Source organism: Pseudomonas sp. RA_5y_Pfl1_P24 (genome assembly GCF_963970945.1).
Classification (GTDB): domain Bacteria; phylum Pseudomonadota; class Gammaproteobacteria; order Pseudomonadales; family Pseudomonadaceae; genus Aquipseudomonas; species Aquipseudomonas tritici.
Window position 1 is genome coordinate 39,312 of sequence record NZ_CAXAOJ010000012.1, and the last position, 26,466, is coordinate 65,777.

Annotated in this window: 20 protein-coding genes and 2 riboswitches; of the genes, 14 read left to right on the plus strand and 6 right to left on the minus strand. The window is 61.4% G+C overall.

Going from position 1 to position 26,466, the window contains the following annotated elements:
* Positions 1-46: 46 nt before the first annotated feature.
* Positions 47-3,757, minus strand: a complete 3,711-nt coding sequence (gene metH / locus AACY30_RS20380) for a methionine synthase (protein WP_339470813.1) — start codon at positions 3,755-3,757, stop codon at positions 47-49.
* Between the two features lie 165 nt (positions 3,758-3,922).
* On the opposite strand from metH, the gene AACY30_RS20385 reads away from it, so the two are divergent.
* The 3 genes from AACY30_RS20385 to nfuA all read left to right on the plus strand — a co-directional run bounded on the left by AACY30_RS20385 (position 3,923) and on the right by nfuA (position 7,971).
* Positions 3,923-6,214, plus strand: a complete 2,292-nt coding sequence (locus AACY30_RS20385) for a fatty acid cis/trans isomerase (RefSeq protein WP_339541028.1) — start codon at positions 3,923-3,925, stop codon at positions 6,212-6,214.
* Positions 6,215-6,301: 87 nt separating this feature from the next.
* Positions 6,302-7,327, plus strand: a complete 1,026-nt coding sequence (locus AACY30_RS20390) for an acyltransferase family protein (protein WP_339541029.1) — start codon at positions 6,302-6,304, stop codon at positions 7,325-7,327.
* A gap of 59 nt (positions 7,328-7,386) precedes the next feature.
* Positions 7,387-7,971: a Fe-S biogenesis protein NfuA gene (gene nfuA, locus AACY30_RS20395; protein WP_003190728.1), complete on the plus strand. Its 585-nt coding sequence runs from the start codon at positions 7,387-7,389 to the stop codon at positions 7,969-7,971.
* 186 nt (positions 7,972-8,157) lie between these two features.
* On the opposite strand, the gene cobM is transcribed toward nfuA, so the two are convergent.
* From cobM to AACY30_RS20415, 4 genes are all read right to left on the minus strand, one after another.
* Complete coding sequence (gene cobM / locus AACY30_RS20400; protein ID WP_339418346.1) at positions 8,158-8,904, minus strand: precorrin-4 C(11)-methyltransferase; 747 nt, start codon at positions 8,902-8,904, stop codon at positions 8,158-8,160.
* A gap of 70 nt (positions 8,905-8,974) precedes the next feature.
* The gene (locus tag AACY30_RS20405; RefSeq protein WP_339418348.1) at positions 8,975-9,367 is read right to left on the minus strand and encodes a cobalamin biosynthesis protein; all 393 of its coding nucleotides are present in this window, start codon (positions 9,365-9,367) and stop codon (positions 8,975-8,977) included.
* A complete protein-coding gene (locus AACY30_RS20410) occupies positions 9,364-10,068 on the minus strand; it encodes a CbtA family protein (RefSeq protein ID WP_339470816.1) in 705 nt (234 codons plus the stop codon). The genes AACY30_RS20405 and AACY30_RS20410 overlap by 4 nt, the downstream gene beginning before the upstream one ends.
* Before the next feature lie 11 nt (positions 10,069-10,079).
* Complete coding sequence (locus tag AACY30_RS20415) at positions 10,080-10,268, minus strand: CbtB domain-containing protein (RefSeq protein ID WP_012723860.1); 189 nt, start codon at positions 10,266-10,268, stop codon at positions 10,080-10,082.
* Positions 10,269-10,364: 96 nt separating this feature from the next.
* Positions 10,365-10,569, minus strand: a riboswitch (cobalamin riboswitch).
* Between the two features lie 165 nt (positions 10,570-10,734).
* A riboswitch (cobalamin riboswitch) is annotated at positions 10,735-10,934 on the plus strand.
* A 92-nt stretch (positions 10,935-11,026) separates the two neighbouring features.
* Here AACY30_RS20415 and cobW point away from each other — a divergent pair.
* The 4 genes from cobW to AACY30_RS20435 are packed head-to-tail and all read left to right on the plus strand — an operon-like array spanning position 11,027 to position 17,507.
* Positions 11,027-12,088 carry a cobalamin biosynthesis protein CobW gene (gene cobW, locus AACY30_RS20420; protein ID WP_339470817.1) on the plus strand — a complete coding sequence of 354 codons (1,062 nt, stop codon included), beginning with the start codon at positions 11,027-11,029 and terminating at the stop codon, positions 12,086-12,088.
* Positions 12,089-12,091: 3 nt separating this feature from the next.
* Positions 12,092-15,853 (plus strand): cobaltochelatase subunit CobN, encoded by a 3,762-nt coding sequence (gene cobN / locus AACY30_RS20425; protein WP_339541030.1) that lies wholly within the window; start codon positions 12,092-12,094, stop codon positions 15,851-15,853.
* A complete protein-coding gene (locus tag AACY30_RS20430) occupies positions 15,853-16,851 on the plus strand; it encodes an ATP-binding protein (RefSeq protein WP_339470819.1) in 999 nt (332 codons plus the stop codon). Before cobN ends, AACY30_RS20430 begins: the two co-directional genes overlap by 1 nt.
* 53 nt (positions 16,852-16,904) lie before the next feature.
* The gene (locus AACY30_RS20435) at positions 16,905-17,507 is read left to right on the plus strand and encodes a vWA domain-containing protein (RefSeq protein ID WP_339470951.1); all 603 of its coding nucleotides are present in this window, start codon (positions 16,905-16,907) and stop codon (positions 17,505-17,507) included.
* 51 nt (positions 17,508-17,558) lie between these two features.
* Here AACY30_RS20435 and AACY30_RS20440 read toward each other — a convergent pair whose 3' ends face one another.
* Positions 17,559-18,506, minus strand: a complete 948-nt coding sequence (locus tag AACY30_RS20440) for a DUF1853 family protein (RefSeq protein ID WP_339541031.1) — start codon at positions 18,504-18,506, stop codon at positions 17,559-17,561.
* Positions 18,507-18,651: 145 nt separating this feature from the next.
* On the opposite strand from AACY30_RS20440, the gene AACY30_RS20445 reads away from it, so the two are divergent.
* From AACY30_RS20445 to zapE, 7 genes are all read left to right on the plus strand, one after another.
* A complete protein-coding gene (locus AACY30_RS20445) occupies positions 18,652-19,542 on the plus strand; it encodes an NAD(+) kinase (RefSeq protein WP_003217892.1) in 891 nt (296 codons plus the stop codon).
* Positions 19,539-20,513 carry a metallophosphoesterase gene (locus tag AACY30_RS20450; RefSeq protein ID WP_445261449.1) on the plus strand — a complete coding sequence of 325 codons (975 nt, stop codon included), beginning with the start codon at positions 19,539-19,541 and terminating at the stop codon, positions 20,511-20,513. Before AACY30_RS20445 ends, AACY30_RS20450 begins: the two co-directional genes overlap by 4 nt.
* Positions 20,510-21,379, plus strand: a complete 870-nt coding sequence (locus AACY30_RS20455) for a rhomboid family intramembrane serine protease (RefSeq protein WP_339418358.1) — start codon at positions 20,510-20,512, stop codon at positions 21,377-21,379. Before AACY30_RS20450 ends, AACY30_RS20455 begins: the two co-directional genes overlap by 4 nt.
* A gap of 14 nt (positions 21,380-21,393) precedes the next feature.
* Complete coding sequence (locus AACY30_RS20460) at positions 21,394-21,654, plus strand: YeaC family protein (RefSeq protein ID WP_339418360.1); 261 nt, start codon at positions 21,394-21,396, stop codon at positions 21,652-21,654.
* Positions 21,651-22,481, plus strand: coding sequence for a DUF2797 domain-containing protein (locus AACY30_RS20465; RefSeq protein WP_339418509.1), 831 nt, complete (start codon positions 21,651-21,653; stop codon positions 22,479-22,481). Before AACY30_RS20460 ends, AACY30_RS20465 begins: the two co-directional genes overlap by 4 nt.
* 14 nt (positions 22,482-22,495) lie before the next feature.
* Positions 22,496-25,153, plus strand: coding sequence for an aminopeptidase N (pepN, locus tag AACY30_RS20470; RefSeq protein ID WP_339541032.1), 2,658 nt, complete (start codon positions 22,496-22,498; stop codon positions 25,151-25,153).
* 81 nt (positions 25,154-25,234) lie between these two features.
* Positions 25,235-26,365: a cell division protein ZapE gene (gene zapE / locus AACY30_RS20475; protein WP_339541033.1), complete on the plus strand. Its 1,131-nt coding sequence runs from the start codon at positions 25,235-25,237 to the stop codon at positions 26,363-26,365.
* Positions 26,366-26,466: the final 101 nt, after the last annotated feature.

The window sequence follows — 26,466 nt, forward strand, 5'->3', positions numbered from 1 at the left end:
CCCGCGCGGGGAAAGCCCGCTACTACAGAACCTGGGGGGCGGTCAATTAGTTGTCGTAACCCAGGTTCGGCGCCAGCCAACGCTCGGTCACGGCCAGGTCCTGGCCTTTGCGGGCGGTGTAGCTCGCCACCTGGTCTTTGTCGACTTTGCCCACAGCGAAGTATTGCGCCTGCGGATGGGCGAAGTACCAGCCGCTGACGGCCGCCGCCGGAAACATCGCGTAGTGCTCGGTGAGGAATACGCCACTACGCCCGGCCTGCATTTCGCGGGCCTCGGGATCGAGCAGTTGGAACAGTTGGGCTTTTTCGGTGTGATCCGGGCACGCCGGGTAGCCCGGGGCAGGGCGGATACCGCTGTATTGCTCCTTGATCAGCGCTTCGTTATCCAGTTGCTCGTCCCTGGCGTAACCCCAGTAGTCCTTACGGACTTGCTGGTGCAGCCACTCGGCGCAGGCTTCGGCCAGGCGGTCGGCCAGGGCCTTGACCATGATTGAGTTGTAGTCGTCGCCAGCGTCCTGATAGGCCTTGGCGACTTCTTCGGCACCGATGCCGGCGGTGGTGATGAAACCACCGATGTAGTCGGTTACACCGCTGTCTTTGGGTGCCACGAAGTCGGCCAGGGAGAAATTCGGCTTGCCGTCAGTCTTGATGATCTGCTGGCGCAGGTGGTGCAGCTTCGCGATCGGTTGGCCGTCGTCGCCGTAGACTTCCAGGTCATCGTCCTGCACCTGGTTGGTCGGCCAGAAACCGAATACCGCGCGGGCGCTGATGAGTTTTTCGTCGATCAGCTTGGCGAGCATTTCCTGGGCGTCGGCGTACAGCGCGGTGGCCGCTTCACCCACGACTTCATCGGTAAGGATGCGTGGGAATTTGCCGGCCAGGTCCCAGGAGATAAAGAACGGTGTCCAGTCGATGTACTCGGCCAGCACCTTGAGGTCGATATTGTCCAGCACCTTGGCGCCGGTAAAGGTCGGCACCACCGGCGTGTAGCTGCTCCAGTCGAACTGCGGCTTCTTCGCGATGGCGGCCGGGTAGCTCAGGCGTTCGGTGCGGGCGCTACGGTTGGAGGTCCGTTCGCGCACGTCGATGTATTCCAGGCGGGTTTTCTCGACGAAACCGGCCTTGAGTTCCTTGGACAGCAATTGCGTGGCCACGCCCACGGCGCGCGAGGCGTCGGTCACGTAGATCACCGCATCGTTGCTGTACTTGGGCTCGATTTTTACCGCCGTGTGCGCCTTGGACGTGGTGGCGCCACCGATCATCAAGGGCAGGTGGAAGTCCTGGCGCTGCATCTCACGGGCGACATGCACCATCTCGTCCAGGGACGGGGTGATCAGGCCGGACAGCCCGATGATGTCGCACTTCTGCTCCTTGGCCACCTGCAGGATCTTCTCCGCCGGCACCATCACGCCGAGGTCGACGATGTCATAGCCGTTGCACCCCAGCACCACGCCGACGATGTTCTTGCCGATGTCGTGCACGTCGCCTTTCACAGTGGCCATCAGGATCTTGCCCTTGGCTTCCGGCTTGTCGCCTTTTTCCAGTTCGATGAACGGAATCAAGTGGGCCACGGCCTGCTTCATCACACGGGCGGACTTCACCACCTGGGGCAGGAACATTTTGCCGGCGCCGAACAGGTCGCCAACGATGTTCATGCCGGACATCAACGGGCCTTCGATCACTTCGATCGGGCGCGCGAATGACTGCCGGGATTCCTCGGTGTCGTCGACGATGTGGGTGGTGATGCCCTTGACCAGCGCATGTTCCAGACGTTTGTTGACCGGCCAGCCGCGCCATTCTTCGGTCTCGGCTTCCTTGACGCTGCCGTCGCCTTTGTACTTGTCGGCGATGGCGAGGAGGGCGTCGGTGCCTTCCGGGGTGCGGTTGAGCACCACGTCTTCCACGGCGTCACGCAGCTCGGCCGGGATCTGGTCGTAGATCTCCAACTGGCCGGCGTTGACGATACCCATGGTCAGGCCGTTGCGGATCGCGTACAGCAGGAACACCGAGTGGATTGCCTCACGCACCGGGTTGTTGCCACGAAACGAGAACGACACGTTGGACACGCCGCCGGAGGTCAGCGCATACGGCAGTTCGTCACGGATATAGGCACAGGCGTTGATAAAGTCGACGGCGTAGTTGTTGTGCTCTTCGATACCGGTGGCGACCGCGAAAATGTTCGGGTCGAAGATGATGTCTTCCGGCGGGAAGCCGACTTCATTCACCAGGATGTCGTAGGAGCGTTTGCAGATCTCTTTCTTGCGCGCTTCGGTGTCGGCCTGGCCGGCTTCGTCAAACGCCATCACCACCACGGCGGCGCCATAGCGCTTGCACAGCTTGGCGTGGTGAATGAACTGCTCGACGCCTTCCTTCATGCTGATGGAGTTGACGATGCCCTTGCCCTGGATGCACTTCAGGCCGGCCTCGATCACTTCCCACTTGGAGGAGTCGATCATGATCGGCACGCGGGAGATGTCCGGCTCGCCGGCAATCAGATTGAGGAAGGTCACCATGGCCTTCTTCGAATCGAGCATGCCCTCGTCCATGTTGATATCGATCACCTGGGCGCCGGCTTCCACCTGCTGCAAGGCGACTTCCAGGGCTTCGGTGTAGTTGTCTTCACGGATCAGGCGCGCGAAACGCGCGGAGCCGGTGATGTTGGTGCGCTCGCCGACGTTGACGAACAATGAGCTGCGATCAATCGTGAAGGGCTCCAGGCCCGACAGGCGGCAGGCCTTGGGGATGTCCGGGATCTGGCGCGGCGCATAACCGGCCACAGCCTTGGCGATGGCTTCGATATGACCCGGCGTGGTGCCGCAGCAGCCGCCGACGATGTTCAGGAAGCCGCTCTGGGCAAACTCCTCGATAACCTTGGCGGTTTCCGATGGCAGTTCATCGTACTCGCCGAATTCGTTGGGCAGGCCAGCATTGGGGTGCGCGGACACATGGGTGCTGGCTTTATTCGACAATTCTTCCAGGTACGGGCGCAGTTCGCTGGCGCCCAGGGCGCAGTTGAGGCCCACGGAAATCGGCTTGGCGTGGCTGACGGAGTTCCAGAACGCTTCAGTGGTCTGGCCCGACAGCGTGCGGCCGGAGGCGTCGGTGATGGTGCCGGAGATCATGATCGGCAGTTCGATATTCAGCTCTTCAAACACACCCTGCACGGCGAAGATCGCCGCCTTGGCGTTGAGGGTGTCGAAGATGGTTTCGATCAGGATCAGGTCAGCGCCGCCTTCGATCAGGCCTTTGGTGGCTTCGGTGTAGTTTTCCACCAGTTCATCAAAGGTCACGTTGCGGTAGCCGGGGTTGTTCACGTCGGGCGACAGCGAGCAGGTACGGCTGGTCGGGCCGAGCACGCCAGCAACGAAACGCGGCTTGGCGGGTGTCTCCAGGGTCTTGGCGTCAGCGACCTTGCGCGCCAGGCGTGCGCCTTCTACGTTGAGCTCGTAGGCCAGTTCTTCCATGCCGTAATCGGCCATGGAAACGCGGGTGGCATTGAAGGTGTTGGTTTCGAGGATGTCGGCACCGGCATCCAGGTAGGCCTTTTCAATACCGCCGATCACGTCCGGACGGGTGAGCACCAGCAAGTCGTTGTTTCCCTTGACGTCACTTGGCCAGTCGGCGAAGCGTTTGCCACGGTAGTCCTGTTCTTCAAGCTTGTAGCTCTGGATCATCGTGCCCATACCGCCGTCGAGGATCAGGATGCGGTCCTTGAGGGCTTGGTGAAGGGCTTGCAGACGAGCGCTACGATCGGACATGGGACTACTCTGGTCAGGCATTTCGGAGGGCGTGAATCATAGCAAACCTGTGCCGATTTGGAGCATGTACGGGTTTTACATGAATATCGTTCATGTTGGCTGGGGGCATGGCCCGGTAGAATCACCGGCACTTTTCGCCGCACGCATTGAATCGGGACCGGATCCATGTCATTTCGCCTCATCGCCAGCGCCGTCCTGGCACTGGTTACCTGCACTGCTCAGGCCGACGGATCCGCCCCGGCGATTTCGTATACCCGCGACATTCAACCGATCTTCACCGAGAAATGCGTGGCCTGTCATGCCTGCTACGACTCCGCCTGCCAGCTCAACCTGGGCAGTGCCGAAGGCGCGGTGCGCGGTGCGAGCAAAATGCCGGTGTATGATGGCGAGCGCAGCCAGGCGGCGCCGACCACCCGCCTGTTTATAGATGCTTCTGGCAAGGCGGCCTGGCAGCAGAAGGGCTTTTACTCGGTGTTGGACGCGCAGGGCAGCCAGGCTGCATTGATGGCGCGCATGCTCGAATTGGGGCACAACGCTGCACTGGCACCCAATGCCAAGTTGCCTGAAGGCATCGTCCTGGGCCTGAACCGCGCGAACATGTGCGCAATACCCGGCGAATTCAACGCCTACGCCGGCGCCCACCCCAAGGAAGGCATGCCACTCGCCGTCACCGGCCTGACCGAGCAGCAGTACCAGACGCTGCAACGCTGGCTCGCGTCCGGCGCGCCTATAGATGAACAAAGCCTGGCGCCGATTGCCAGCGAAGCCGTGCAGGTGCAGCAGTGGGAGAACCTGTTCAACAAGCCAGGCGCCCGCGAAAGCTTGGTGGCACGCTGGTTATTTGAGCATTTGTACCTGGCGCATATTTACTTCGAGAATGGCGAGCCGGGGCATTTCTTCCAGTGGGTGCGGTCGCGCACCCCGAGCGGGCAGCCGATTGATCTGATCACTACCCGTCGCCCTAACGATGACCCTGGTACCCAGGTGTATTACCGCCTGTGGCCAGTGCAGGGCGTGATCGTGCACAAAACCCACATCACTTACCCCTTCAGTGCTGTGAAAATGGCGCGCATCAAGGCGCTGTTCTACGCCGGCGACTGGCAGGTCAGCGCCTTGCCGGGCTACGGCCCAGCCCGTCGCGCCAATCCATTCGAAACCTTCGAGGCCATCCCCGCCAAGGCGCGTTACCAGTTCATGCTGGATAACGCCGAATACTTCGTACGCACTTTCATTCGTGGGCCGGTGTGCCGCGGGCAGATTGCCACGGATGTGATCCGCGATAACTTCTGGACCCTGTTCCAAGACCCGGACCACGACCTCTACATCACCGATGCGCGCTATCGCGGCCAGGCCACGCCATTACTGGCCATGCCGGGACAGAATGACGATGTGGGCAGCGTGCTCAGCCTGTGGCGGGCCTACCGCGATAAACGCAATGAATACGAGGCCCTGCGCCGTGACAGCTATGCTGACCTGCCGCCGCCAAGCTGGTCGAGCCTGTGGGCGGGCAATGACGATGCCTTGCTGAGCATTTTCCGCCACTTCGACAGCGCCTCGGTGACCAAAGGCCTGATCGGCGATGTGCCGCAGACGATGTGGTTGTTCGACTATCCGCTGCTGGAGCGTACGTACTACCAATTGGCGGTGAATTTCGACGTGTTCGGCAATGTCTCGCACCAGGCCCAGACCCGGTTGTACTTCGACCTGATCCGTAACGGCGCCGAGCAGAACTTCCTGCGCCTGATGCCCGCCGATACCCGTGAAGACTTCCTCGACGACTGGTACCAGAACAGCGGCAAGATCAAGCTCTGGCTGGACTATGAGGCCATTGATGATGAAAAACCCACGGGTTTGCACCTGAACCAAAACGACCCGAAGCGCGATTTCGCCAACCAATTGTTGACCCGTTATGCCAGCTTGAACGCCAGCCCGGACCCATTTAACCGTTGTGTGAGTGCGTATTGCTCGCGCAGCGGTATTGATCCGGTCTTGCAGGATGCGGAGCAGGCGTTGAGCCGCTTGACCTCACGCCCGGCCGCCGGGCTCAAGGTGATCGATCAATTGCCCGAAGCCACGATGTTGCGCATTCAAACTGCCAGCGGCAAGCGCGAGATCTACAGCCTGCTGCGCAACCGCGCCCACAGTAATGTCGCGTTTTTGCTGGGCGAAGCCTATCGCTACCAGCCGAGACTCGACACCTTGACCCTTTACCCCGGCGTACTAAGCAGTTACCCGAACTTCATGTTCAATATACCCGCCCAGGAAGTGCCCGAGTTCGTGGCTGAAATGGAGCGGGCCAAAGATGCCGATCGTTTCGAAAAGATCGTCGACCGCTGGGGCGTGCGGCGCAGTCATCCGTTGTTCTGGCAATACTTCCACGATCTGTCGCAGTACCTCCACGAAGTCGCGCCCGTGGAAGAGGGGGTATTGGACATGAACCGCTATGAGAACCTATAACGACGCTCATTGATCCAGTCATCTCTCCAGGCGGAAGTTGAAGCAGTCGGATATCCAGTGCGCGGCGCTCGAAAAGGTACTCCGATAATGTTGATTTCAGTGCAGTTTCTCCGCGCCTTGGCTGCATGGCTGGTGGTGGGTCACCATGTCATGCAGCTGTTTTTCAACTTTGAGGTGCACAACGCGCTGGAGTATCTGTTCGTCGAAAAAGGCGGCGCAGGGGTGGATGTGTTCTTTGTCATCAGCGGCCTGGTGATATTCCTTGCGACCGCAGACAACGCCCTGACACCTCGGCGCTTCATGCTCATGCGCGTGGCACGGATCGCTCCGGCGTACTGGTTCTATACCTTGCTGCTGGCCCTCCTGACCCTGGCTGTGCCGTCGATGTTTCCCGATGTTCAACTCGCGCTGGGCCATGTGCTCCTGTCGATGCTCTTTATCCCTGCCCAGCACCCGGCAGGCTACGGCGTCTATCCGCTGCTGGATGTCGGCTGGACCCTGAACTTCGAAATGCTGTTCTATGGCCTGTTCGCCGTCGCCTTGTGGGTTCGTGGGGACTATCGGTTGTGGGTGGTGGCCGTGCTGTTGTACCTGGTGTGCTGCCTCATCGCTCCCGCCCTTGACTTGGCCGACGGTTTTTACAGCAATGATATTGTCCTGGAGTTTCTGATGGGCATGGTTATCGGCATGCTGTATCGCCGCGGCCTGTGTCGGGCCAGGGCGTGGGTGCCGTTGTTGGGGATTGTGGCGGCATCAATGGCGTTTTATCGCGGGGCGGATCTGCCCCGTGCGTTTGAATGGGGCGTGCCCAGCGCGATCCTGGTCATCAGTTGCGTGGCACTGGAGCCTTACTTCCAAGGCTCACGCGTGTTGAAGCTGATGGGGGACTGCTCTTACTCGGTGTATCTGATCCACGTGCTGGCTCTGTGCGCTGGCCTGTGGGTGGTCAAGCGTACGGGAATAGATCCCTATGCGATGCTGCCTGTTTGCATCGTATTAACGGCGCTTTGCGCCTTTGCGAGCTACCAATGGCTGGAAAAGCCGACCTATCGCACGCTTAAGCGTTGGTTTGGCATTGATGATCCCGCAGCTCTTTCCCGACAAAAATACTAGGACTTTGTACCTCTGTAATGATTTGGCGTAAACTGCCGGCAAGCCTGTGAGGAGTTTCCATGACTGCCATAACCATTACCGACGCCGCCCACGATTACCTGGCTGACCTGCTGTCCAAGCAGAACACCCCAGGTATCGGTATTCGCGTCTTTATCACCCAACCCGGCACCCAATACGCCGAGACTTGCATTGCCTACTGCAAGCCAGGGGAAGAGAAGCCTGAAGACACCGCCTTGGGGCTGAAAAGCTTCACCGCGTACATCGACGCCTTCAGCGAAGCCTTCCTCGACGACGCCGTGGTCGACTACGCCACCGATCGCATGGGCGGCCAACTGACCATCAAGGCGCCGAATGCCAAGGTGCCGAACGTCAACGCCGACAGTCCGGTGAACGAGCGCATCAACTACTACCTGCAAACCGAGATCAACCCGGGCCTGGCCAGCCACGGCGGTCAGGTCAGCCTGATCGACGTGGTGGATGACGGCATTGCCGTGCTCAAGTTTGGCGGCGGCTGCCAAGGCTGCGGCCAGGCGGACGTGACCCTGCGCGAAGGCATCGAGCGGACCCTGCTGGAGCGTATTCCAGAGCTCAAGGGTGTACGTGACGTGACCGACCACACGCAGAAAGAAAACGCCTACTACTGAGTAAGGTGTTCACTGCGGACAAAAAAACGGCGCCCCGTGAGCGCCGTTTTTTATTGTTTAAATTCAATGGCTTGAGATACTTAGCTAAGAAAGCAGATCAACTGTGGGAGCAAACCCGCTCTCGCGGGCTTATCATAATTTATTCAATTAAATCAGTGCTTTGAATCTGTAGGCTAATTCAGGTTATTAAGATCGATAAAGGTGCGCATGCCCTGCGCGATACAGCGAAGACTCACTGAAACCCTCACTGCCCAACACCCGACCCACCACAATCAACGCCGTTCGCCGAAATCCCTTCGCCGCCACTTTCCCGGCAATATCGCTCAGCGCCCCCACCACCCAATCCTGATCCGGCCACGTCGCGCGGTGCACAACGGCAATCGGGCAGTCCGCGCCATAGTGCGGCAGCAGTTGAGCGACGATTTTCTCCAAGTGATTGACCCCCAGATGGATCGCCATGGTGGTGCCATGTCGCGCCAGGCTGTCGAAGTCCTCGCCATCCGGCATGCTGGTTTTATCTGCATAACGGGTCAGGATCACACTCTGGGCGATGTCCGGCAGGGTCAGCTCGGTTTCCAATAACGCTGCGCAAGCCGCCACTGCCGTGACGCCGGGAATGATCTGGAATGGGATGCCCAGCTCACGCAAATGACGGATCTGCTCGCCAATCGCCCCGTACAGGCTCGGGTCGCCAGAATGTACGCGTGCCACGTCCTGGCCTTTCGCATGGGCGGTCTTGATCAGGTCGATGATCTGTTCAAGGTGCAATTCGGCACTGTTGACCAGCTGTTCTGCCTGGTGGCCTTCGAGCACTGCCGTCGGCACCAGCGAGCCGGCATAGATGATCACCGGGCAACTGCGGATCAGCCGCTGGCCTTTGACGGTGATCAATTCCGGGTCGCCGGGGCCTGCGCCGATGAAGTAGACGGTCATGGGAATATCCTATGAAAAAACGCACGAGCATGAAGAGCGCTCATGATCGGAACGGGCGATTATCAGGTTTTCAGCCGGCGCAAGCCAATGCGAAGGTGGCCTGGGCGGTTTGCTTGCGGGTAATCAATAGCCGGGCAGGGGCGTTGGCGAGGTGTTCAGCCAGGGCCAGGGCGGCGCTTTCGGCAATGCCGTAGCAGCCCGTATGGGCAAACGCGATCGCGGATTTGTGGCTCAGCTGTTCTGCATAGCCCGCCAACTGATCAGCGTCGAAACACTGGAACGGCACGTTCAACAGATCGGCCAGGGCTCGAAGGCCAGGTTCATCGCGCTTGCGGTCGATACTGGCCAGCGCGGTGATCCGTTGGGGCTCGATACCGCCCTCGGCGAGGGCGCTCTCGAGCAGGGCCAGCAGGGTGTGAACGTCACAACCCCGCTGGCACCCCAGGCCGACCACTAAAATCATGCTGGGTATTGATCATCACGATTGCGGCGGAACAGCCAAGCGCTGATCAGGCCCAGCGCTAGCCAGAAGGCGACATTGGTCAACTGCGAAGCAACCTTGAACTGCGCTTCCAAGGCTTCGGGGGCTAGCATCGAATGCACTTGCGGCTGGGGCGCGCCGATCACGTGTGGCACGACCAGAATCGCTACGCCTAGCGTTTTGAGCAGCCAATTGCGGCCGAACACGATCAGCGCTATGCCCGCAGCGGTTGAGGCGGCGGTGCCTACCCACCAGATCTGCCGTTGTGCGAGATCAGCGGCAGCAGTGCCTGGCAGCTCAGGCGGCAGGCCCATTGTCGGCGCCAACACGAAGGTTGCGTAGCCGGCCAACCCCCAGAGCAGTCCCTGGGCAGTGCGGGTTGGTGCGCGCAGGGTATAGAGACCGGCGAGCATCAGCGCGAAACCGACAGCGACCACCAGATTACCGCCGGTGGTAGACAGCACGCGCTGCCAGCCGTCTTCCGGCTCCCAGGCTTCGAGGTCATGGGTATGCGCGGCAGCACCGGCTGCGTGCTCATGCATCACTTCAGTCGCTGCCGGGGCCTTTTCAAAGGTTTCCGCCTGCAGAATTAACGGAGCGACCCAGAAGCTTTGCAGCAGGGTCAGCAGCAGGGCAGCCAGAAGACCGGTGAAACCGGCAGTTTGCGCAATACGCTTGATCATGTCGGCAGGTCTCAGTGGCACGGGAACGCGGCGCTGTGGCGGGTATCGTGGGCAGCGTTGTGCACCGCCTCGATGTGCGAGAAACCGGCGAAATACACCAGGCACGCGCCCAGGATCGACGCGCCGATTGCGGCGGTCAGGCGTTGGCTCAAGGTAGAGGTGCTGCTGGCGGAGTGCGAAGTGCTGCTGATGATCGACATGGCGCGTCCCTTTCAGGTATCAGGGTGAAACGAGCGCATGAACACCCCGCGAGCCAGGCTCGCAGGGTTTTGAACAGCGCCCGCCCACCGCGGGTTTGTTATCTGATATTTCGGGCCGGTCTCCGGGCTTGCGAGGGGCATTGTGCCTAATTAAGCATCGCCTTCCCATGCCTTAGAGGCACAGTGGATCTGACGCTTCACTCGCTTACCGTTGCGGGGGCAGCACCGGACTTGCCATATGTTATGGCTCACCGGTTTCCCGTTTCACCCTGTGAAGGGCACCCGAAACAAGGTGTGTAGGAGAGCATGGGGGTGGGAGGGGAGTCAATTGGGGAGGGCATATCCGTTATTTGGGTAATGGCTGCTATTGGTTCCGCCGTAAGGGCGGAACCAATAGCAGCCGTAACCGCAGAAACGGATATGTACACCAACCCAACCCCATCATTGACCATCCCCCAAGCACTGCGTAGCCTTGCACCCTCGAGGTTCTTCGGCCCAGGCCAAAGCTAAGAAGGGAACGCGGTCCAAGCCGCGGCTGCCCCCGCAACTGTGAAGGGTTTATCTGACTGCCACGCCACTGCCGATACGGCGGGAAGGCGCAGCCAGCGCCGGTCGCAAGACCCGCAAGCCCCAAGCCAGGAGACCTGCCTCGCAACCGATTTTCAATTCAACCGGGCGGGGTGATCCGGTGACGAAAACCGCTGCTGCGCGCCGTCGCAGGGCCTATCGTCCCGTATGCCCGCCCCAAAGGGCATCCGATGAAAACACTGGCCAAACTCCCCGTCACCATCGTTACCGGCTTTCTCGGCTCGGGCAAAACCACCTTGCTGCGCCATATGCTCGACAACGCCCAGGGCCGTCGTATTGCCGTGATCGTCAACGAATTCGGCGAGCTGGGCATCGACGGTGAAATCCTCAAACAGTGCTCCATCGGTTGCACCGAAGAAGAAGCCAACGGCCGTGTTTACGAACTGGCGAACGGCTGCCTGTGCTGCACCGTGCAAGAAGAATTCTTCCCAGTGATGCGCGAACTGGTCGCGCGTCGCGGTGACCTTGACCATATCCTTATCGAAACCTCCGGGCTGGCCCTGCCAAAGCCGTTGGTACAAGCCTTCCAGTGGCCGGAGATTCGCAGCGCCTGCACCGTTGATGCGGTGATTACCGTGGTCGACAGCCCGGCCGTGGCCGCTGGCACGTTCGCGGCATTCCCGGATCAAGTGGATGCCCAGCGCAAACTCGATCCGAACCTGGACCACGAATCGCCACTGCACGAACTGTTCGCTGACCAATTGGCCAGCGCCGACCTCGTTATCCTCAATAAATCCGACCTGATCAGCCCTGAAGACCTGGCCCGCGTGCGCCTTGAAGTCGCCGAAGAGCTGCCGCCAGCGGTGAAGATCATTGAAGCCAGCAGCGGTCGCGTGCCGTTGGACGTGCTGATTGGCCTGGGCGCTGGCTCTGAAGAACACATCGACGGTCGTCACAGCCATCACGATCACCATCACGAGGGCGAGGACGATCATGACCACGATGCCTTCGACTCCATTTCCATCGACCTGCCGCAGGCTGACGAAGCGCTGCTGCTCGATGCGCTGAACCAATTGGTCGTGCAACACGGCATCCTGCGCGTCAAAGGCTTCGCTGCCATCCCGAACAAGCCGATGCGCCTGCTGATCCAGGGCGTGGGCACGCGTTTCGACAAACACTTTGACCGCGCCTGGGGCGCCGACGAAGCCCGCATAACGCGACTGGTGCTGATCGGCCAGGCACTGGACGCAGCGGGCCTTGAAGCGCAACTGCGCGCTGCCCTCAGCGTTTAACCCATGCACCTGCTCAGGACCCAGCCCGGTGGTTTCGTCTCAGACGACAATATTGCCGACCTTGGCCAAACCCCCGCTGAACTGGTGATCTTGTGCAGCGGTGATTCGAGCCTCGCACTGCTGGCCGAAGCCGCCCAGCACTTGCCGGACGATTACCCGACGTTTCGCCTGGCCAACCCGATGCAAGTGCAGAACCATGCCTCGGTCGACCTGTACGTCGATGAGGTGCTGCGCCACGCCAAGGTCATCCTGATTTCGCTGCATGGTGGCATTGGTTATTGGCGTTACGGTATCGAGCGTCTGGTGGCGTTGGCGGAACGCGGCGTGCAACTGATCCTGGTGCCGGGGTGTGATCGCCCGGACCCTGAGCTCAGCGGCTTGAGCACTGTTGGCGCACAGGAGCGTGACCGCCTGTGGCACTTTCTGCGCCAGGGCGGCCTGGCTAACGCGCTGGATTTTTACCGCTGCCTGGCCAGTGCCTACCTAGGCCAAGACTACGCCTGGGCCGAACCGCAAACCCTGCCGCGCACGGCGATTTATCACCCGCGCAACGCCACTGCCCGCCTGAATGATTGGCAGGCGGATTGGAACGCTGATTGGCCGGTGGCGGCGGTGCTGTTCTACCGCTCGCATTTGCAGGCCGCCAATACCGGCTTTATTGATGTGTTCTGCGAGCGCTTGCAGGCGGCGGGGTTGAACCCGTTGCCGATGGCGGTGGCCAGTCTTAAAGAGCCCGGCTGCCTGACGGTGGTCGAGGACTTGCTGGATGAGGTCGGCGCGGCGGTGATCCTCAACACAACCGGTTTTGCCCAATCCAGCCCCGAAGCGCCGCATTTGCGGCCGTTTCGCCGCAATATCCCGGTGATCCAGGCGATCTGCGCCCAGGACAATCAGCCCGGCTGGGAGGCCAGCGAGCAAGGCCTCGGCCCGCGCGATCTGGCGATGCACATCGCGTTGCCGGAGCTGGACGGGCGCATCATCAGCCGGCCGATCAGCTTCAAGGACCTGGCCTGGCGCAGCGAGCGCAGCCAGTCGGATGTGGTGTGCTATCGAGCAGCGCCCGAGCGGATGGATTTCGTGGCTGAGCTGGCGCGGCGCTGGGTCGAACTCGCGCGGGTGCCGAACGCGCACAAGCGTATCGCATTGATCCTCGCCAACTACCCAACTCGCGATGGCCGTATCGGTAACGGCGTAGGCCTGGATACGCCCGCAGCGGCGCTGAATATCCTGCGTGCCCTGCAGGCCGAAGGCTATCCGCTGCCGGACACGTTGCCCGACAGCGGCACTGCGCTGATTCATCAACTGCTGGGCGGTGTCACCAACGACCTGGACAGTCTCGACCTGCGTCCGTGCCATCAAAGCCTGGGCCTGGACGACTACGAGACACTGTTCAGTCGCTTGCCCGAGGCTAATCGTCGAGCCGTGATGGAACGCTGGGGCACGCCTCATAACGATCCGATGTGCCGCGACGGCCGGATGATGATCGCCGGCCTGCGCCTGGGACTGACCTTCGTCGGTATCCAACCGGCGCGGGGTTATCAGGTCGACGCCAACGCGGTGTACCACGACCCGGACCTGGTGCCACCCCATGGCTATCTGGCGTTCTATTTCTGGCTGCGCCATACCTACGGCGCCCACGCTGTGATTCACGTGGGTAAGCACGGCAACCTCGAATGGCTGCCGGGCAAGGGCGTGGGCCTCTCGGAAAACTGCTGGCCCGATGCGCTGCTGGGGCCGCTGCCGAATATCTATCCGTTTATCGTCAACGACCCAGGTGAGGGCGCCCAGGCCAAACGGCGTACCCAGGCGGTGATCATCGACCACTTGATGCCGCCGCTGACCCGCGCCGAAACCTATGGCCCGTTACGTGACCTGGAGTTGTTGGCCGACGAGTATTACGAGGCGCAACTGCTCGACCCACGCCGCGCCCTGGAGTTGCAGAAAGACATCCTCACGCTGGTGCGCGAAACCCATATCGACCAGGAGCTTGAGCTGGACAAGGACGCCGACGCCGCCATCTGGCTGCCGCGCCTCGATACCTACCTGTGCGACTTAAAGGAATCGCAGATCCGCGACGGCCTGCACATCTTTGGCGAGTCGCCTGAAGGCCGCTTGCGTATCGACACCTTGCTCGCCTTACTGCGCATCCCGCGTGGTGACGGCCGAGGTCCGCAATCGAGTGTGCTGCGAGTGTTGGCCAAGGCTTTCGAGCTGGACTTCGACCCACTCGACTGCGCCCTGGCCGAACCCTGGACAGGGCGCCGGCCCGACGTGTTGCTGAAAATCGATGAGCAGTTGTGGCGCACCGCCGGCGATACCCGTGAGCGCCTGGAGTTGTATGCAGCGCGGCTGATCGAACAGGCGTTGGAAGGGCCGCTTGAACAATTGGACGCGCCTGGTTGGGAGGAGGTGAAGGCGGTGATCGAGAGCCTGCGCAGAGTCGTGGCGCCATGCCTGGACGCCTGTGGCCCGGCAGAAATGCGCGGGTTGCTGGACGCCTTGAGCGGCCGCTTCGTGCCTGCCGGCCCCAGTGGCGCACCGAGTCGCGGGCGTTTGGACGTGCTGCCGACCGGGCGCAATTTTTTCACCGTCGACGTGCGCAACTTGCCGACCACCACGGCCTGGCGCATTGGCTTCCAGTCGGCCAACCTGATTCTTGAGCGGCACCTGCAAGACCATGGCGACCACCTGCGCCAGCTCGGCCTGTCGGTGTGGGGCACCGCGACCATGCGCACTGGCGGCGACGATATCGCCCAGGCCATGGCGCTGATGGGCGTGAGGCCGGTGTGGGCGACCGGCAGCCAGCGCGTGGATGACTTTGAAATCCTGCCGATCAGCCTGTTGGACCGTCCGCGCGTTGACGTGACGTTGCGCGTGTCCGGCTTTTTCCGTGACGCCTTTGCCAACCTGATCCGCCTGTTCGACGCGGCGGTGCAGGCGGTGGCCGCGCTGGACGAACCAGACGACATGAACCCGCTGGCGGCCAAAGTGCGCAGTGAACGTGAGGCGTTGTTCAAGTCGGGCCTGGACGCAGAGGCCGCAGCGAAACAGGCCGGCTGGCGCATCTTCGGCGCGAAACCCGGCGCCTATGGTGCGGGTGTGCAAGGCGCGATCGATGGTCGCCTGTGGCAAAGCCGCGAAGACTTGGCCGAGGTCTATTTGAACTGGGGCGGCTACGCCTATGGCGGCTCCGATGAGGGCACCGCCGCCCGCGAGCAATTCGCCCAGCGCTTGAGCCAGGTGCAGGCGGTGTTGCAGAACCAGGACAACCGCGAGCACGACCTGCTCGACTCCAATGATTACTACCAATTCCAGGGCGGCATGCTCGCCGCCGTGGAAACACTGAGTGGCGAAAAGGCCGCCAGTTACCACGGTGACCACAGCCAGCCGGACCTGCCGAAGATCCGAACGCTGAAGGAAGAGCTGAACCGGGTGATCCGTTCCCGCGCCGCCAACCCCAAGTGGATCGACGGCGTGAAGCGCCATGGTTATAAAGGTGCGTTTGAAATGGCCGCGACCGTGGACAATCTGTTCGCGTTCGATGCCACCACCGCGTTGATCGACGATCATCAATACGCCTTGCTCGCCGACGCTTACCTGCTGGACCCTGACACACGGGCCTTTGTGCAAGAGCACAATCCCGACGCCCTGCGTGACATGACCGAGCGCATGCTGGAAGCGCAGCAACGTGGCCAGTGGCAGGCGCCGGGGGCTTATAAAGAAGCGTTGGAAAACCTGTTGCTGGATATAGAAGAAGACAGCTGATGACTGATACTCCGCATTTTCCGCTGTCCGCCGTGGTCGGCGCCGACGACTTGAAATTGGCCCTGTGCCTGACTGCCATCGACCCGAAGATCGGCGGCGTGCTGATCGAAGGCCCGCGTGGCATGGCCAAGTCCACCTTGGCGCGGGGGTTGGCGGACCTGCTGGCCAGTGGTCAATTCGTCACCTTGCCCTTGGGCGCTACCGAAGAGCGGCTGGTGGGGACGCTGGACCTGGACGCCGCATTGGGCGAAGGCCGCGCGCAGTTTTCCCCCGGCGTCTTGGCCAAGGCTGACGGCGGCGTGCTGTATGTCGATGAAGTCAACTTGCTGGCCGATCACCTGGTGGACCTGCTGCTCGACGTGGCGGCCAGCGGCACCAACCTGATCGAGCGTGACGGCATCTCCCATCGCCATTCGGCGCGTTTTGTACTGATCGGCACCATGAACCCGGAGGAGGGCGAGTTACGCCCGCAACTGCTCGACCGCTTCGGTTTCAACGTGGCCTTGAGTGGGCAGACCCTGCCGGTCGAGCGTGGGCAAATCATCCGTCGTCGCCTGGACTTTGACAGCGAACCGGCGGCGTTCTGCGCGCATTGGGCAGAGCCCCAAGCCGCTCTGCGCGAGCGCTGTACCCAGGCGCGGGCGCGACTCGACACCATCGCACTGGATGACCAGGCACTGGCGCAGATCACAGAGCGGTGCTTTGCCGCCGGTGTCGATGGCTTGCGTGCGGATCTGGTTTGGCTGCGCGGCGCCAGGGCGCACGCGGCATGGCGCGGGGCGGATGCGATCGCCGAGGAAGACATCGAAGCCGTCGCCGAGTTTGCCCTGCGCCATCGCCGCCAGGAACCATCGCCGCCGTCCAATGCGCCGAGTAAAGGGCAGTCGCCAACGTCCTCCGACACGTCGCCGGGTCAAGGCCAATGGGGTGACATGCCCGCACCGGCCCTGCCCACGGGCGCACGCCGGGATGTACCCACCTGGCCAAAAAAGCCCTAGGCATTCGCCCTCGACCTGACGCGGGGGCGGATGCCCGGCCCAAGGCAGGACGACTGGATAGAGGCAGGCACGGTAAGGTCCGGAGTGCGAAACAGGGTTCGATCAATTGGCCCGGCACTCTGCTCGATGGCCGGCCGCAATCGCGAGAGGATCTACGGTTTCACCTGCGCAGTCGCTCGGCCCATGAGTTGTGGCTGGTGATTGTCGATGCGTCGGCGTCAACCCGGCGCCATCGTGCGCTCACCGATGCCAAAGGTTTGCTGGCCCAGTTGTTTGATGACGCCTACCGCCAACGCGTGCGGATGGCCTTGTTGACGGCCAGTGGGCAATCGCCCAAATGGCAGGTACAGGGACTGAAAGCTGCGAAGGGTTTGGCCGGATGGTTGGACCCGTTGGGGGCGGGCGGGGGCACGCCGTTGCTCGCTGCGCTGACTGAGGCTGGGAATTGGCTGGCGGTGCGGCGTAAGCGGTTTCCGACTGAGCAGCAGCGCTTGTTGGTGATCACCGATGGGCGGCTTAAGGATGTCGCAGGACTGCCGTTGCTGGAGTGCTCGGGATTATTGATAGACATCGAGCGTGGGCCGATCAGGTTGGGCCGGGCTGAGGAGTTGGCGGCTGGGTTGCAGTTGGATTATCAGCATATCGATAAGGTGTAACGCCTGGGCCGCCGCCTTCGCGAGCAAGCCCTCAAATACACCACAAGGTTATCAGCCCGCCCCCGGCACATTCGGCCAAAGATCCGCCACCAGAAACAGCCGCTCAGCCTCTTCCCAATCCTCACCCACCTGAACCAGCCGAACTAATAGCTGTGCTGGAGCCATCGGATCCAGGTCCGCCAGCCAACCCTGCATCTGCTCCTCACTCCATACCTCATCCGCTGGGTAATGCGCCGGCGCCAGCCATGCATGCCGGGGCAGGTGTTGCCAGCGGCCGGGGGCGCTGGCGCTGACAAATGCCCGCCAGTCGCGCTGATGCAACCAGCGCCCACGCAAATGCTGCGGGTGGGCACCCACGGGTGCCTGCGCTTCACCGGGCCAGGGATACAGCAAATACCCGCCCAGCCACAAATGCGCATCGAACTGCTGGATATCCAGCGCCGCCAACACCTCGCGGCTCTCCGCCCGCGCCGAGATTGGCAATTGGTGCTGGGCCAGATGCGCCAGCTTGCGGTCCAGCCGATCATGACAACCCGGCCCCAGCCACTGCGCTGTATCCTGGTCGTCGCCGTCCTGCGGCCCCAGGTAGAGTTTGATCGCCAGTTCCAAGTGATGCACGCCATCGCGGTCGCGCAGCAACATATCCAGCTCGCCGAGGGTATGCCCGGCGCGGCGGATCGGCAGGTTGGCGGCCAGCAACTCCACGCCCGGCGCATGCTGCACGGCGAACTGCCATAACCGCTCGTAATAAAGCCCAAGACGACGGGTACGGGCCAGGCTCAGCCACTGTTGCAAGGGGCTGCTGTCGTGATCGAGTGCACGTAGCCATTGTTCGAGCAGGTGTGGCGCTTGCACCCAATCACTGCCGGCCAACGGGTGGCGTTGCGGCCACGGCGTCTGCGCCAGCATTGGCGGGGCGAGCATCACCCACGCCAAGTCGCGCACTTCAGGGTGGCGCAGCTGGCGGGGCAGGGTCTGCAGATCCGGGAACACAGTCATGGTCCGAGCATAGCCTTTTAACGGGGGCTCAGGTGGCTGAGAACCGTTGTCATCAAGGGTTCATGGCGACAAAGGATTTTGCCTGGGGCGGCCTTTCGCCCATAATCGTTCTTTTTTGCCCCACCCCAAATCCCGCAGGAGCCCCATGGAGCAATTTCGCAATATCGGCATTATCGGTCGCCTGGGCAGTACCCAGGTGTTGGACACCGTCCGCCGGCTGAAAAAATTCCTGCTGGAACGCCACCTGCACGTGATCCTCGAAGACACCATCGCCGAAATCCTCCCAGGCCATGGCCTGCAAACCTCGTCGCGCAAGATGCTCGGCGAAGTCTGCGACATGGTTATCGTGGTTGGCGGCGACGGCAGCCTGCTCGGCGCCGCCCGGGCCCTGGCGCGGCATAACGTGCCGGTACTGGGGATCAACCGGGGTAGCCTGGGGTTCCTCACCGATATCCGCCCCGATGAGCTGGAAGTCGAAGTGGCCAAGGTGCTCGACGGCCATTACCTGGTGGAAAACCGCTTCCTGCTGCAGGCCGAAGTGCGCCGACACGGCGAAGCCATCGGCCAGGGCGACGCCTTGAATGACGTGGTGCTGCACCCCGGCAAGTCCACGCGAATGATCGAGTTCGAACTCTATATAGACGGCCAGTTCGTGTGCAGCCAGAAGGCCGACGGCCTGATCGTCGCCACGCCGACCGGCTCCACCGCCTACGCGCTGTCGGCGGGTGGCCCGATCATGCATCCCAAGCTGGATGCCATTGTGATCGTGCCGATGTACCCCCATATGTTGTCCAGCAGGCCCATCGTGGTCGACGGCAACAGTGAGCTGAAAATCGTGGTGTCCAAAGACATGCAGATCTACCCGCAGGTGTCCTGTGACGGTCAGAACCATTTCACCTGCGCGCCCGGTGACACCATCACCGTGAGCAAGAAGGCACAGAAGTTGCGGTTGATCCACCCGCTGGACCACAACTACTACGAAGTGTGCCGCACCAAGTTGGGCTGGGGCAGCCGCTTGGGGGGTGGAGGCGACTGATGCTCGATCCCGCGCGTAGCTACGACCTGATTGGTGACGTGCACGGTTGCGCTCATACCCTTGAGCACTTGCTCGAGCGGCTGGGGTACCACAAGCAGGGCGGCACCTGGCGTCATCCTTCGCGTATGGCGGTGTTCCTCGGCGATATCATCGACCGTGGCCCTCGTATCCGCGAGGCGTTACATATCGTCCACGACATGGCCGAGGCTGGCCAGGCGCTGTGCATCATGGGCAACCACGAATTCAACGCTCTGGGCTGGAGCACGCCAGCACCGCCGGGCAGCGGCAAGCAGTTCGTGCGTGAGCGCAACCCACGGCATGCGCGGTTGATCCACGAGACGCTGACCCAGTTCGAACACCACCCGGCCGACTGGCACGACTTCCTCGGCTGGTTCTATGACATGCCGCTGTTTGTCGACGCCGGGCGTTTCCGGGTGGTCCACGCGTGCTGGGATGACGGGTTTATCGAGCCACTGCGCGCGACCTTCCCGGACGGCTGCATCGACCAGCACTTCCTGCAGGCCGCCGCCGTCCCAGGCAGTTTTGCCTGCAATGCGTTTGACCGCCTGCTGCGCGGCACCGACATGCGCCTGCCGGATGGCCTGACGCTGACCGGTGGCGACGGCCTGACGCGCTCGTTTTTCCGCACCAAGTTCTGGGAAGACGACCCCAAGACCTACGGCGACATCGTGTTCCAGCCCGACGCACTGCCGGAGCCGGTGGCGCGCACGCCGTTGTCGTCCACTGAAAAGAATTCCCTGCTGCGCTACGGCGTCGACGAGCCTTTGCTGTTCGTCGGCCATTACTGGCGCAGCGGCAAACCGGCGCCGATCCGCGACAACCTGGCCTGCCTGGACTACAGCGCGGTGCTGTACGGCAAGTTGGTGGCGTACCGCCTGGATCAGGAAACCCGCCTGGACCCGCGTAAATTTGTATGGGTTGACGTTGAGCGGCCCGAGGTCATCACATGAGTACTGTGGCTGTATTGCGCCTGCCGCTGAGCGTCGACTTGGGTGGCTTCGTAAAGCTGCTGCAACGCATGCAAGTGCCCCATCGCATCAGCGAGGAATCGGGCGAGCAAGTGTTATGGGTGCCCGAGACCATCAGCGACGATGTGCGCGTGCTGTATCAGCGCTTTCCTGCGGGTGATCCGGACCAGCAACTGGATATTCCTGAGCAGGCGCCGGTCAAGCGCCCGGGTTTTGTCGAGCAACTGCGGCATAGCCCTGTGACGGCGTTGGTGCTGCTGGCGAGCATCATCGTTGGCGCGGTGACCTTGCTTGGCGAAAACCTGCAGGCCATGAGCTGGCTGACGTTCCTGCCGTTTCGCATTCTCGGTGAGTACATCCAGTTCACGCCGCTGGCCGATACACTGGCCTCGGGGCAATGGTGGCGGTTGGTTACGCCGATGCTGATCCACTTCGGCATCCTGCACCTGGCCATGAATGGCATGTGGTACTGGGAGCTGGGCCGGCGCATCGAAGCGCGCCAGGGCAGTATCAACCTGCTGGGGCTGACGCTCTTGTTCAGCCTGGTCTCCAACTACGCTCAATACGCCTACGGCGGCCCCGGGCTGTTTGGCGGTTTGTCCGGCGTGTTATATGGCCTGCTTGGGCATTGCTGGATTTTTCAACTGCTGTCGCCGAACCCTGCTTATCGCCTGCCCCGTGGGGTGCTGGCGATGATGCTGATTTGGCTGGTGCTCTGTATGTCGGGGCTGATCTCGATGATCGGCTTCGGCGAAATCGCCAACGCTGCCCATGTCGGCGGCCTGGTTATCGGTTGCTTGACCGGCTTGCTGGGCGGGTTGTACAGCCGCCGCAAATCGTCTATTTGATAAGGAAGAGCCTCATGTCCTCTTTTGCTGAAATGATTGAAAACATTACCCCGGACATCTACGAGAGCCTCAAGCTCGCCGTGGAAATCGGCAAGTGGTCCGATGGGCGCAAACTGTCCCCTGAACAGCGCGAGCTGTCTCTGCAAGCCGTGATCGCCTGGGAACTCCAGAACTTGCCGGAAGACCAGCGCACCGGCTACATGGGGCCACAGGAATGCGCGTCCAAGTCCGCGCCGGTGCCGAACATCCTGTTCAAGTCGGATGCGATCCATTGATTGAAATTGGTCGTGGTGCAGTCAGCAAGATGTCGGCGCAACTCGGTGAGCCGACCGTTCAATACGCGTTTCGCCTTGGCGATGCCGAGGTGCCGGTTAATCCGTTGATCGGCACGCACATTCGCCTGGAATACCTCGGTGCCATCCATTGCAGCCATTGCGGCCGCAAGACCAAGACCAGCTTCAGCCAGGGGTATTGCTACCCGTGCATGACCAAGCTGGCCCAGTGTGACCTGTGCATCATGAGCCCCGAGCGTTGCCATTACGACGCCGGCACCTGCCGCGACCCAGGCTGGGGCGAGCAATTCTGCATGACCGACCACGTGGTCTACCTGGCGAATTCGTCGGGGATCAAGGTCGGCATCACCCGTGCCACTCAACTGCCGACGCGCTGGCTGGACCAGGGCGCGAGCCAGGCGCTGCCGATCATGCGCGTGGCGACCCGCCAGCAATCCGGTTTCGTCGAGGACGTGCTGCGTAGCCAAGTGGCCGACAAGACTAACTGGCGCGCGCTGCTCAAAGGCGATGCGCAGCCTGTCGACCTCAAGCACGTGCGTGATGAACTGTTCGCCTCCTGCGCCGAGGGCCTGCTGAGTTTGCAGGAACGCTTTGGACTGCAGGCCATCCAAACGATTGCCGACATCGAACCGATCGAAATCCGCTACCCGGTCGAGCAGTATCCGACCAAGATCGTCAGCTTCAACCTGGACAAGAACCCGATTGCCGAAGGCACGTTGCTGGGGATCAAGGGCCAATACCTGATCTTCGACACCGGCGTAATCAACATTCGCAAGTACACGGCCTATCAGCTCGCCGTGCATCAGTAAAAAGGATGCCACCCATGCGCACCGAACAACCGAAGATGATTTACCTGAAGGACTATCAGGCGCCGGACTACCTGATTGACGAGACGCACCTGACCTTCGAGTTGTTCGAGGACCACAGTCTGGTCCATGCGCAACTGGTGATGCGCCGCAACCCGGAGCGCGGCGCAGGTTTGCCGCCGCTGGTGCTGGATGGCCAGCAGCTGGAGCTGTTGAGCGTGAACCTCGCCGATCAGGCGTTGACCGCCGATGAATATCAGCTGACCGACAGCCACCTGACGGTGCATCCGCAGAGTGCGACGTTTACCCTGGATACCACGGTAAAAATCCACCCGGAAACCAACACCGCCCTGGAAGGCTTGTACAAGTCCGGCAGTATGTTCTGCACTCAGTGCGAGGCCGAAGGCTTCCGCAAGATCACTTACTACCTTGACCGCCCGGACGTGATGAGCACATTCACCACCACGGTGATCGCCGAGCAACACCGCTATCCGATCCTGCTGTCCAACGGCAACCCGATCGCCAGCGGCCCCGGCGAAGACGGCCGCCACTGGGCAACCTGGGAAGACCCGTTCAAGAAGCCTGCCTACCTGTTCGCCCTGGTGGCCGGTGATTTGTGGTGTGTTGAAGACACCTTCACCACCATGACTGACCGCACTGTGGCGCTGCGCATCTACGTCGAGCCGGAAAACATCGACAAGTGCCAGCACGCCATGACCAGCCTGAAAAAATCCATGCGCTGGGACGAAGAAACCTACGGCCGTGAGTACGACCTCGACATCTTCATGATCGTCGCGGTGAACGACTTCAACATGGGCGCCATGGAAAACAAAGGCCTGAATATCTTCAACTCCAGCGCCGTGCTGGCCCGCGCCGAAACCGCCACCGACGCCGCCCACCAGCGGGTGGAAGCGATCGTTGCCCACGAATATTTCCACAACTGGTCGGGCAATCGCGTGACCTGCCGCGACTGGTTCCAGCTGTCGCTCAAGGAAGGTTTCACGGTGTTCCGTGATTCGGGCTTCTCGGCTGATATGAACTCGGCCACGGTCAAGCGCATCCAGGATGTGGCGTACCTGCGTACCCACCAGTTCGCCGAAGACGCCGGCCCCATGGCTCACGCCGTGCGCCCGGACAGCTTTATCGAAATCTCCAACTTCTACACCCTGACGGTGTACGAAAAGGGCTCGGAAGTGGTCGGTATGATCCACACCTTGCTCGGCGCTGAAGGCTTCCGTAAAGGCAGCGACCTGTACTTCGAACGTCATGACGGCCAGGCAGTGACCTGCGACGACTTCATCAAGGCCATGGAAGATGCCAACGGCGCCGACCTGACTCAGTTCAAACGCTGGTACAGCCAGGCCGGCACGCCACGTTTGGCGGTGAGCGAGTCCTACGACGCAGCGGCCAAAACCTACAGCCTGACCTTCCGCCAGAGCTGCCCGGAAACCCCGGACAAGGTAGAGAAACTGCCGTTCGTGATCCCGGTGGAATTGGGCTTGCTGGACGCGAAGGGCGCGGATATCGCCTTGCGCCTGGCCGGTGAAGCGGTTGCGGGCGGCACGTCGCGTGTGATCTCGGTGACCGAGGCCGAGCAGACCTTCACCTTCATTGATATCGCCGAGCAGCCTTTGCCTTCGCTGCTGCGCGGTTTCTCGGCGCCGGTGAAGCTGAGCTTCCCGTACAACCGCGATCAACTGATGTTCCTGATGCAGCATGACAGCGATGGCTTCAATCGTTGGGATGCCGGTCAGCAGCTCTCGGTGCAGGTGTTGCAGGCGCTGGTTGGTCAGTATCAACAAGGCCAGGCCTTGAAGATGGATCAGCGGTTGATCACCGCGCTGCGCAGCGTGTTGAGCGACGAACGCCTGGACCAGGCAATGGTTGCGGAAATGCTATCGTTGCCGGGTGAAGCCTACCTGACCGAAATCAGCGAAGTGGCGGATGTGGATGCCATCCACGCCGCCCGTGAGTTTGCGCGCAAGCAACTGGCCGACAACCTGCATGAAGAACTGTGGCTGCGCTACCAGGCCAATCGCGAGCTGTCCAAGCAAACGCCGTATGTTGCTGCCGCTGAGCATTTTGCCCGTCGTGCGTTGCAGAACATCGCGCTGTCGTACCTGATGCTTAGCGGCAAGCCGGAAGTCCTGGCCGCGACGCTTGAACAGTTCGACAGCAGCGACAACATGACCGAGCGCCTGACCGCACTGGCGGTGCTGGTGAATTCGCCGTTCCAAGTGGAGAAGGCTCAGGCGCTGGCCGTGTTTGCCGACAACTTCAAAGACAACCCGCTGGTCATGGACCAGTGGTTCAGCGTTCAGGCCGGCAGCACCTTGCCGGGCGGGCTGGCGCGGGTCAAAGCGTTGATGGAACACCCAGCGTTCACGTTGAAGAACCCGAACAAGGTGCGCGCCTTGATCGGCGCCTTTGCCGGGCAGAACCTGATCAACTTCCACGCAGCGGACGGCTCGGGTTATCGCTTCCTGGCGGACCTGGTGATCGAGCTCAATGCCTTCAACCCGCAGATCGCTTCGCGCCAATTGGCGCCACTGACCCGTTGGCGTAAATACGACAGCGCGCGTCAGGCGCTGATGAAAGCGGAGCTGGAGCGCATTCGAGCGTCCGGCGAACTGTCGAGCGATGTGTTCGAGGTGGTCAGCAAGAGCCTCGCCTGAGTCACTACGCTGCAGTAAAAAACGGCCTGTCGGGCCGTTTTTTTACGGCTGTAGCTTTCTCCGTAGGTCATAATGGCGGGCATGACTTCTGACTCACCCCTCGCTGCCTACCAATACGCCATTGCTCAACAGGGCTTCGTTGCCGACGACGCCCAGCGTCGCGCGGTGGATGCGTTACAAGCCTGCCATGAAGCCTTGCATCAAGGTCGCGCGCCGATCACCGGCGTGTACCTGTGGGGGCCTGTGGGTCGTGGCAAGACCTGGCTCATGGATCAGTTCTACCAAAGCCTGCGGGTGCCCGCGCGGCGCCAGCATTTTCACCACTTCATGGGGTGGGTGCATCAGCGTCTGTTCCAACTGACGGGTACCCACGACCCTTTGCAGGCGCTGGCCCGGGAGCTCAGCCAGGAAGTGCGCGTGTTGTGCTTCGATGAACTGTTCGTCAATGACATTGGTGACGCGATCATCCTCGGTCGCCTGTTTCAGGTGATGTTCGAGGACGGCGTGGTAATGGTCTGCACCTCTAACCAACCGCCTGACCAGTTGTATGCCGATGGCTTCAACCGTGAGCGGTTTTTGCCCGGCATTGCGGCGATAGAGCAGCATTTGCAAGTGGTGGCGGTGGATGGCGCTGAGGATCATCGCTTGCACCCTGGCGCCGGCCTTCAGCGCTATTGGGTGAATCAACCCGATGCGTTGGCAGCTGTGTTCAAGCAATTGGCCGAAGACCAGGCAGTGAGCAGCGGGCCGATTCCCGTCGGGCATCGTTCTATTCTGGCTGTCCAGTCCTGTGAAACAGTGCTTTGGTGCCGTTATGCCGATCTCTGTGAGCAGCCGCTGGCCGCGATGGACTTCATGCTGATGTGCGATCTTTTCAATGCCATCCTGTTGAGCGAAGTCCCTAATCTTAGCGCGCAACAGCGCCCGGGCCGCATAGCCCGTGGCACCGAAGACGGCGCCCAGCGTGTGGTGGCCGGTGATCGCGAATTGCCGCAGTTGTCGGTGCACGACGATAGCGTGCGTCGGTTCATTGCATTGGTGGACGAATGCTACGACCGCAAGGTGCCGTTGTTCATCGAGGCTCAGGTGCCCCTCGAATGTCTCTATACCGAGGGTTACCTGGCGTTTCCTTTCCGCCGCACCCTGAGCCGTTTGCAGGAAATGCAGTTGCAGCGTTACGGCTCAAGCGTGTGCGAAAAGATCAGGAAATGAAAGATTCGCGCTTTTTTACCGGCACAACCTTCGCGTTTTTCAAACGCATATTTGTAGTTAATCTCCTTCAGCAGGTGGTGCTTCCACGTTTACAATTGGCC

Coding starts and splice junctions, on each gene's coding strand:
- cobM (WP_339418346.1), bottom strand. CDS start 8,904: ATGACCGTCTACTTCATCGGCGCAGGCCCCGGCGACCCGGAATTGATC.
- zapE (WP_339541033.1), top strand. CDS start 25,235: ATGACTTCTGACTCACCCCTCGCTGCCTACCAATACGCCATTGCTCAA.
- AACY30_RS20440 (WP_339541031.1), bottom strand. CDS start 18,506: ATGACTGTGTTCCCGGATCTGCAGACCCTGCCCCGCCAGCTGCGCCAC.
- pepN (WP_339541032.1), top strand. CDS start 22,496: ATGCGCACCGAACAACCGAAGATGATTTACCTGAAGGACTATCAGGCG.
- AACY30_RS20445 (WP_003217892.1), top strand. CDS start 18,652: ATGGAGCAATTTCGCAATATCGGCATTATCGGTCGCCTGGGCAGTACC.
- AACY30_RS20390 (WP_339541029.1), top strand. CDS start 6,302: ATGTTGATTTCAGTGCAGTTTCTCCGCGCCTTGGCTGCATGGCTGGTG.
- cobN (WP_339541030.1), top strand. CDS start 12,092: ATGCACCTGCTCAGGACCCAGCCCGGTGGTTTCGTCTCAGACGACAAT.
- cobW (WP_339470817.1), top strand. CDS start 11,027: ATGAAAACACTGGCCAAACTCCCCGTCACCATCGTTACCGGCTTTCTC.
- AACY30_RS20405 (WP_339418348.1), bottom strand. CDS start 9,367: ATGATTTTAGTGGTCGGCCTGGGGTGCCAGCGGGGTTGTGACGTTCAC.
- nfuA (WP_003190728.1), top strand. CDS start 7,387: ATGACTGCCATAACCATTACCGACGCCGCCCACGATTACCTGGCTGAC.
- AACY30_RS20455 (WP_339418358.1), top strand. CDS start 20,510: ATGAGTACTGTGGCTGTATTGCGCCTGCCGCTGAGCGTCGACTTGGGT.
- AACY30_RS20430 (WP_339470819.1), top strand. CDS start 15,853: ATGACTGATACTCCGCATTTTCCGCTGTCCGCCGTGGTCGGCGCCGAC.
- AACY30_RS20385 (WP_339541028.1), top strand. CDS start 3,923: ATGTCATTTCGCCTCATCGCCAGCGCCGTCCTGGCACTGGTTACCTGC.
- metH (WP_339470813.1), bottom strand. CDS start 3,757: ATGTCCGATCGTAGCGCTCGTCTGCAAGCCCTTCACCAAGCCCTCAAG.
- AACY30_RS20410 (WP_339470816.1), bottom strand. CDS start 10,068: ATGATCAAGCGTATTGCGCAAACTGCCGGTTTCACCGGTCTTCTGGCT.
- AACY30_RS20415 (WP_012723860.1), bottom strand. CDS start 10,268: ATGTCGATCATCAGCAGCACTTCGCACTCCGCCAGCAGCACCTCTACC.
- AACY30_RS20460 (WP_339418360.1), top strand. CDS start 21,394: ATGTCCTCTTTTGCTGAAATGATTGAAAACATTACCCCGGACATCTAC.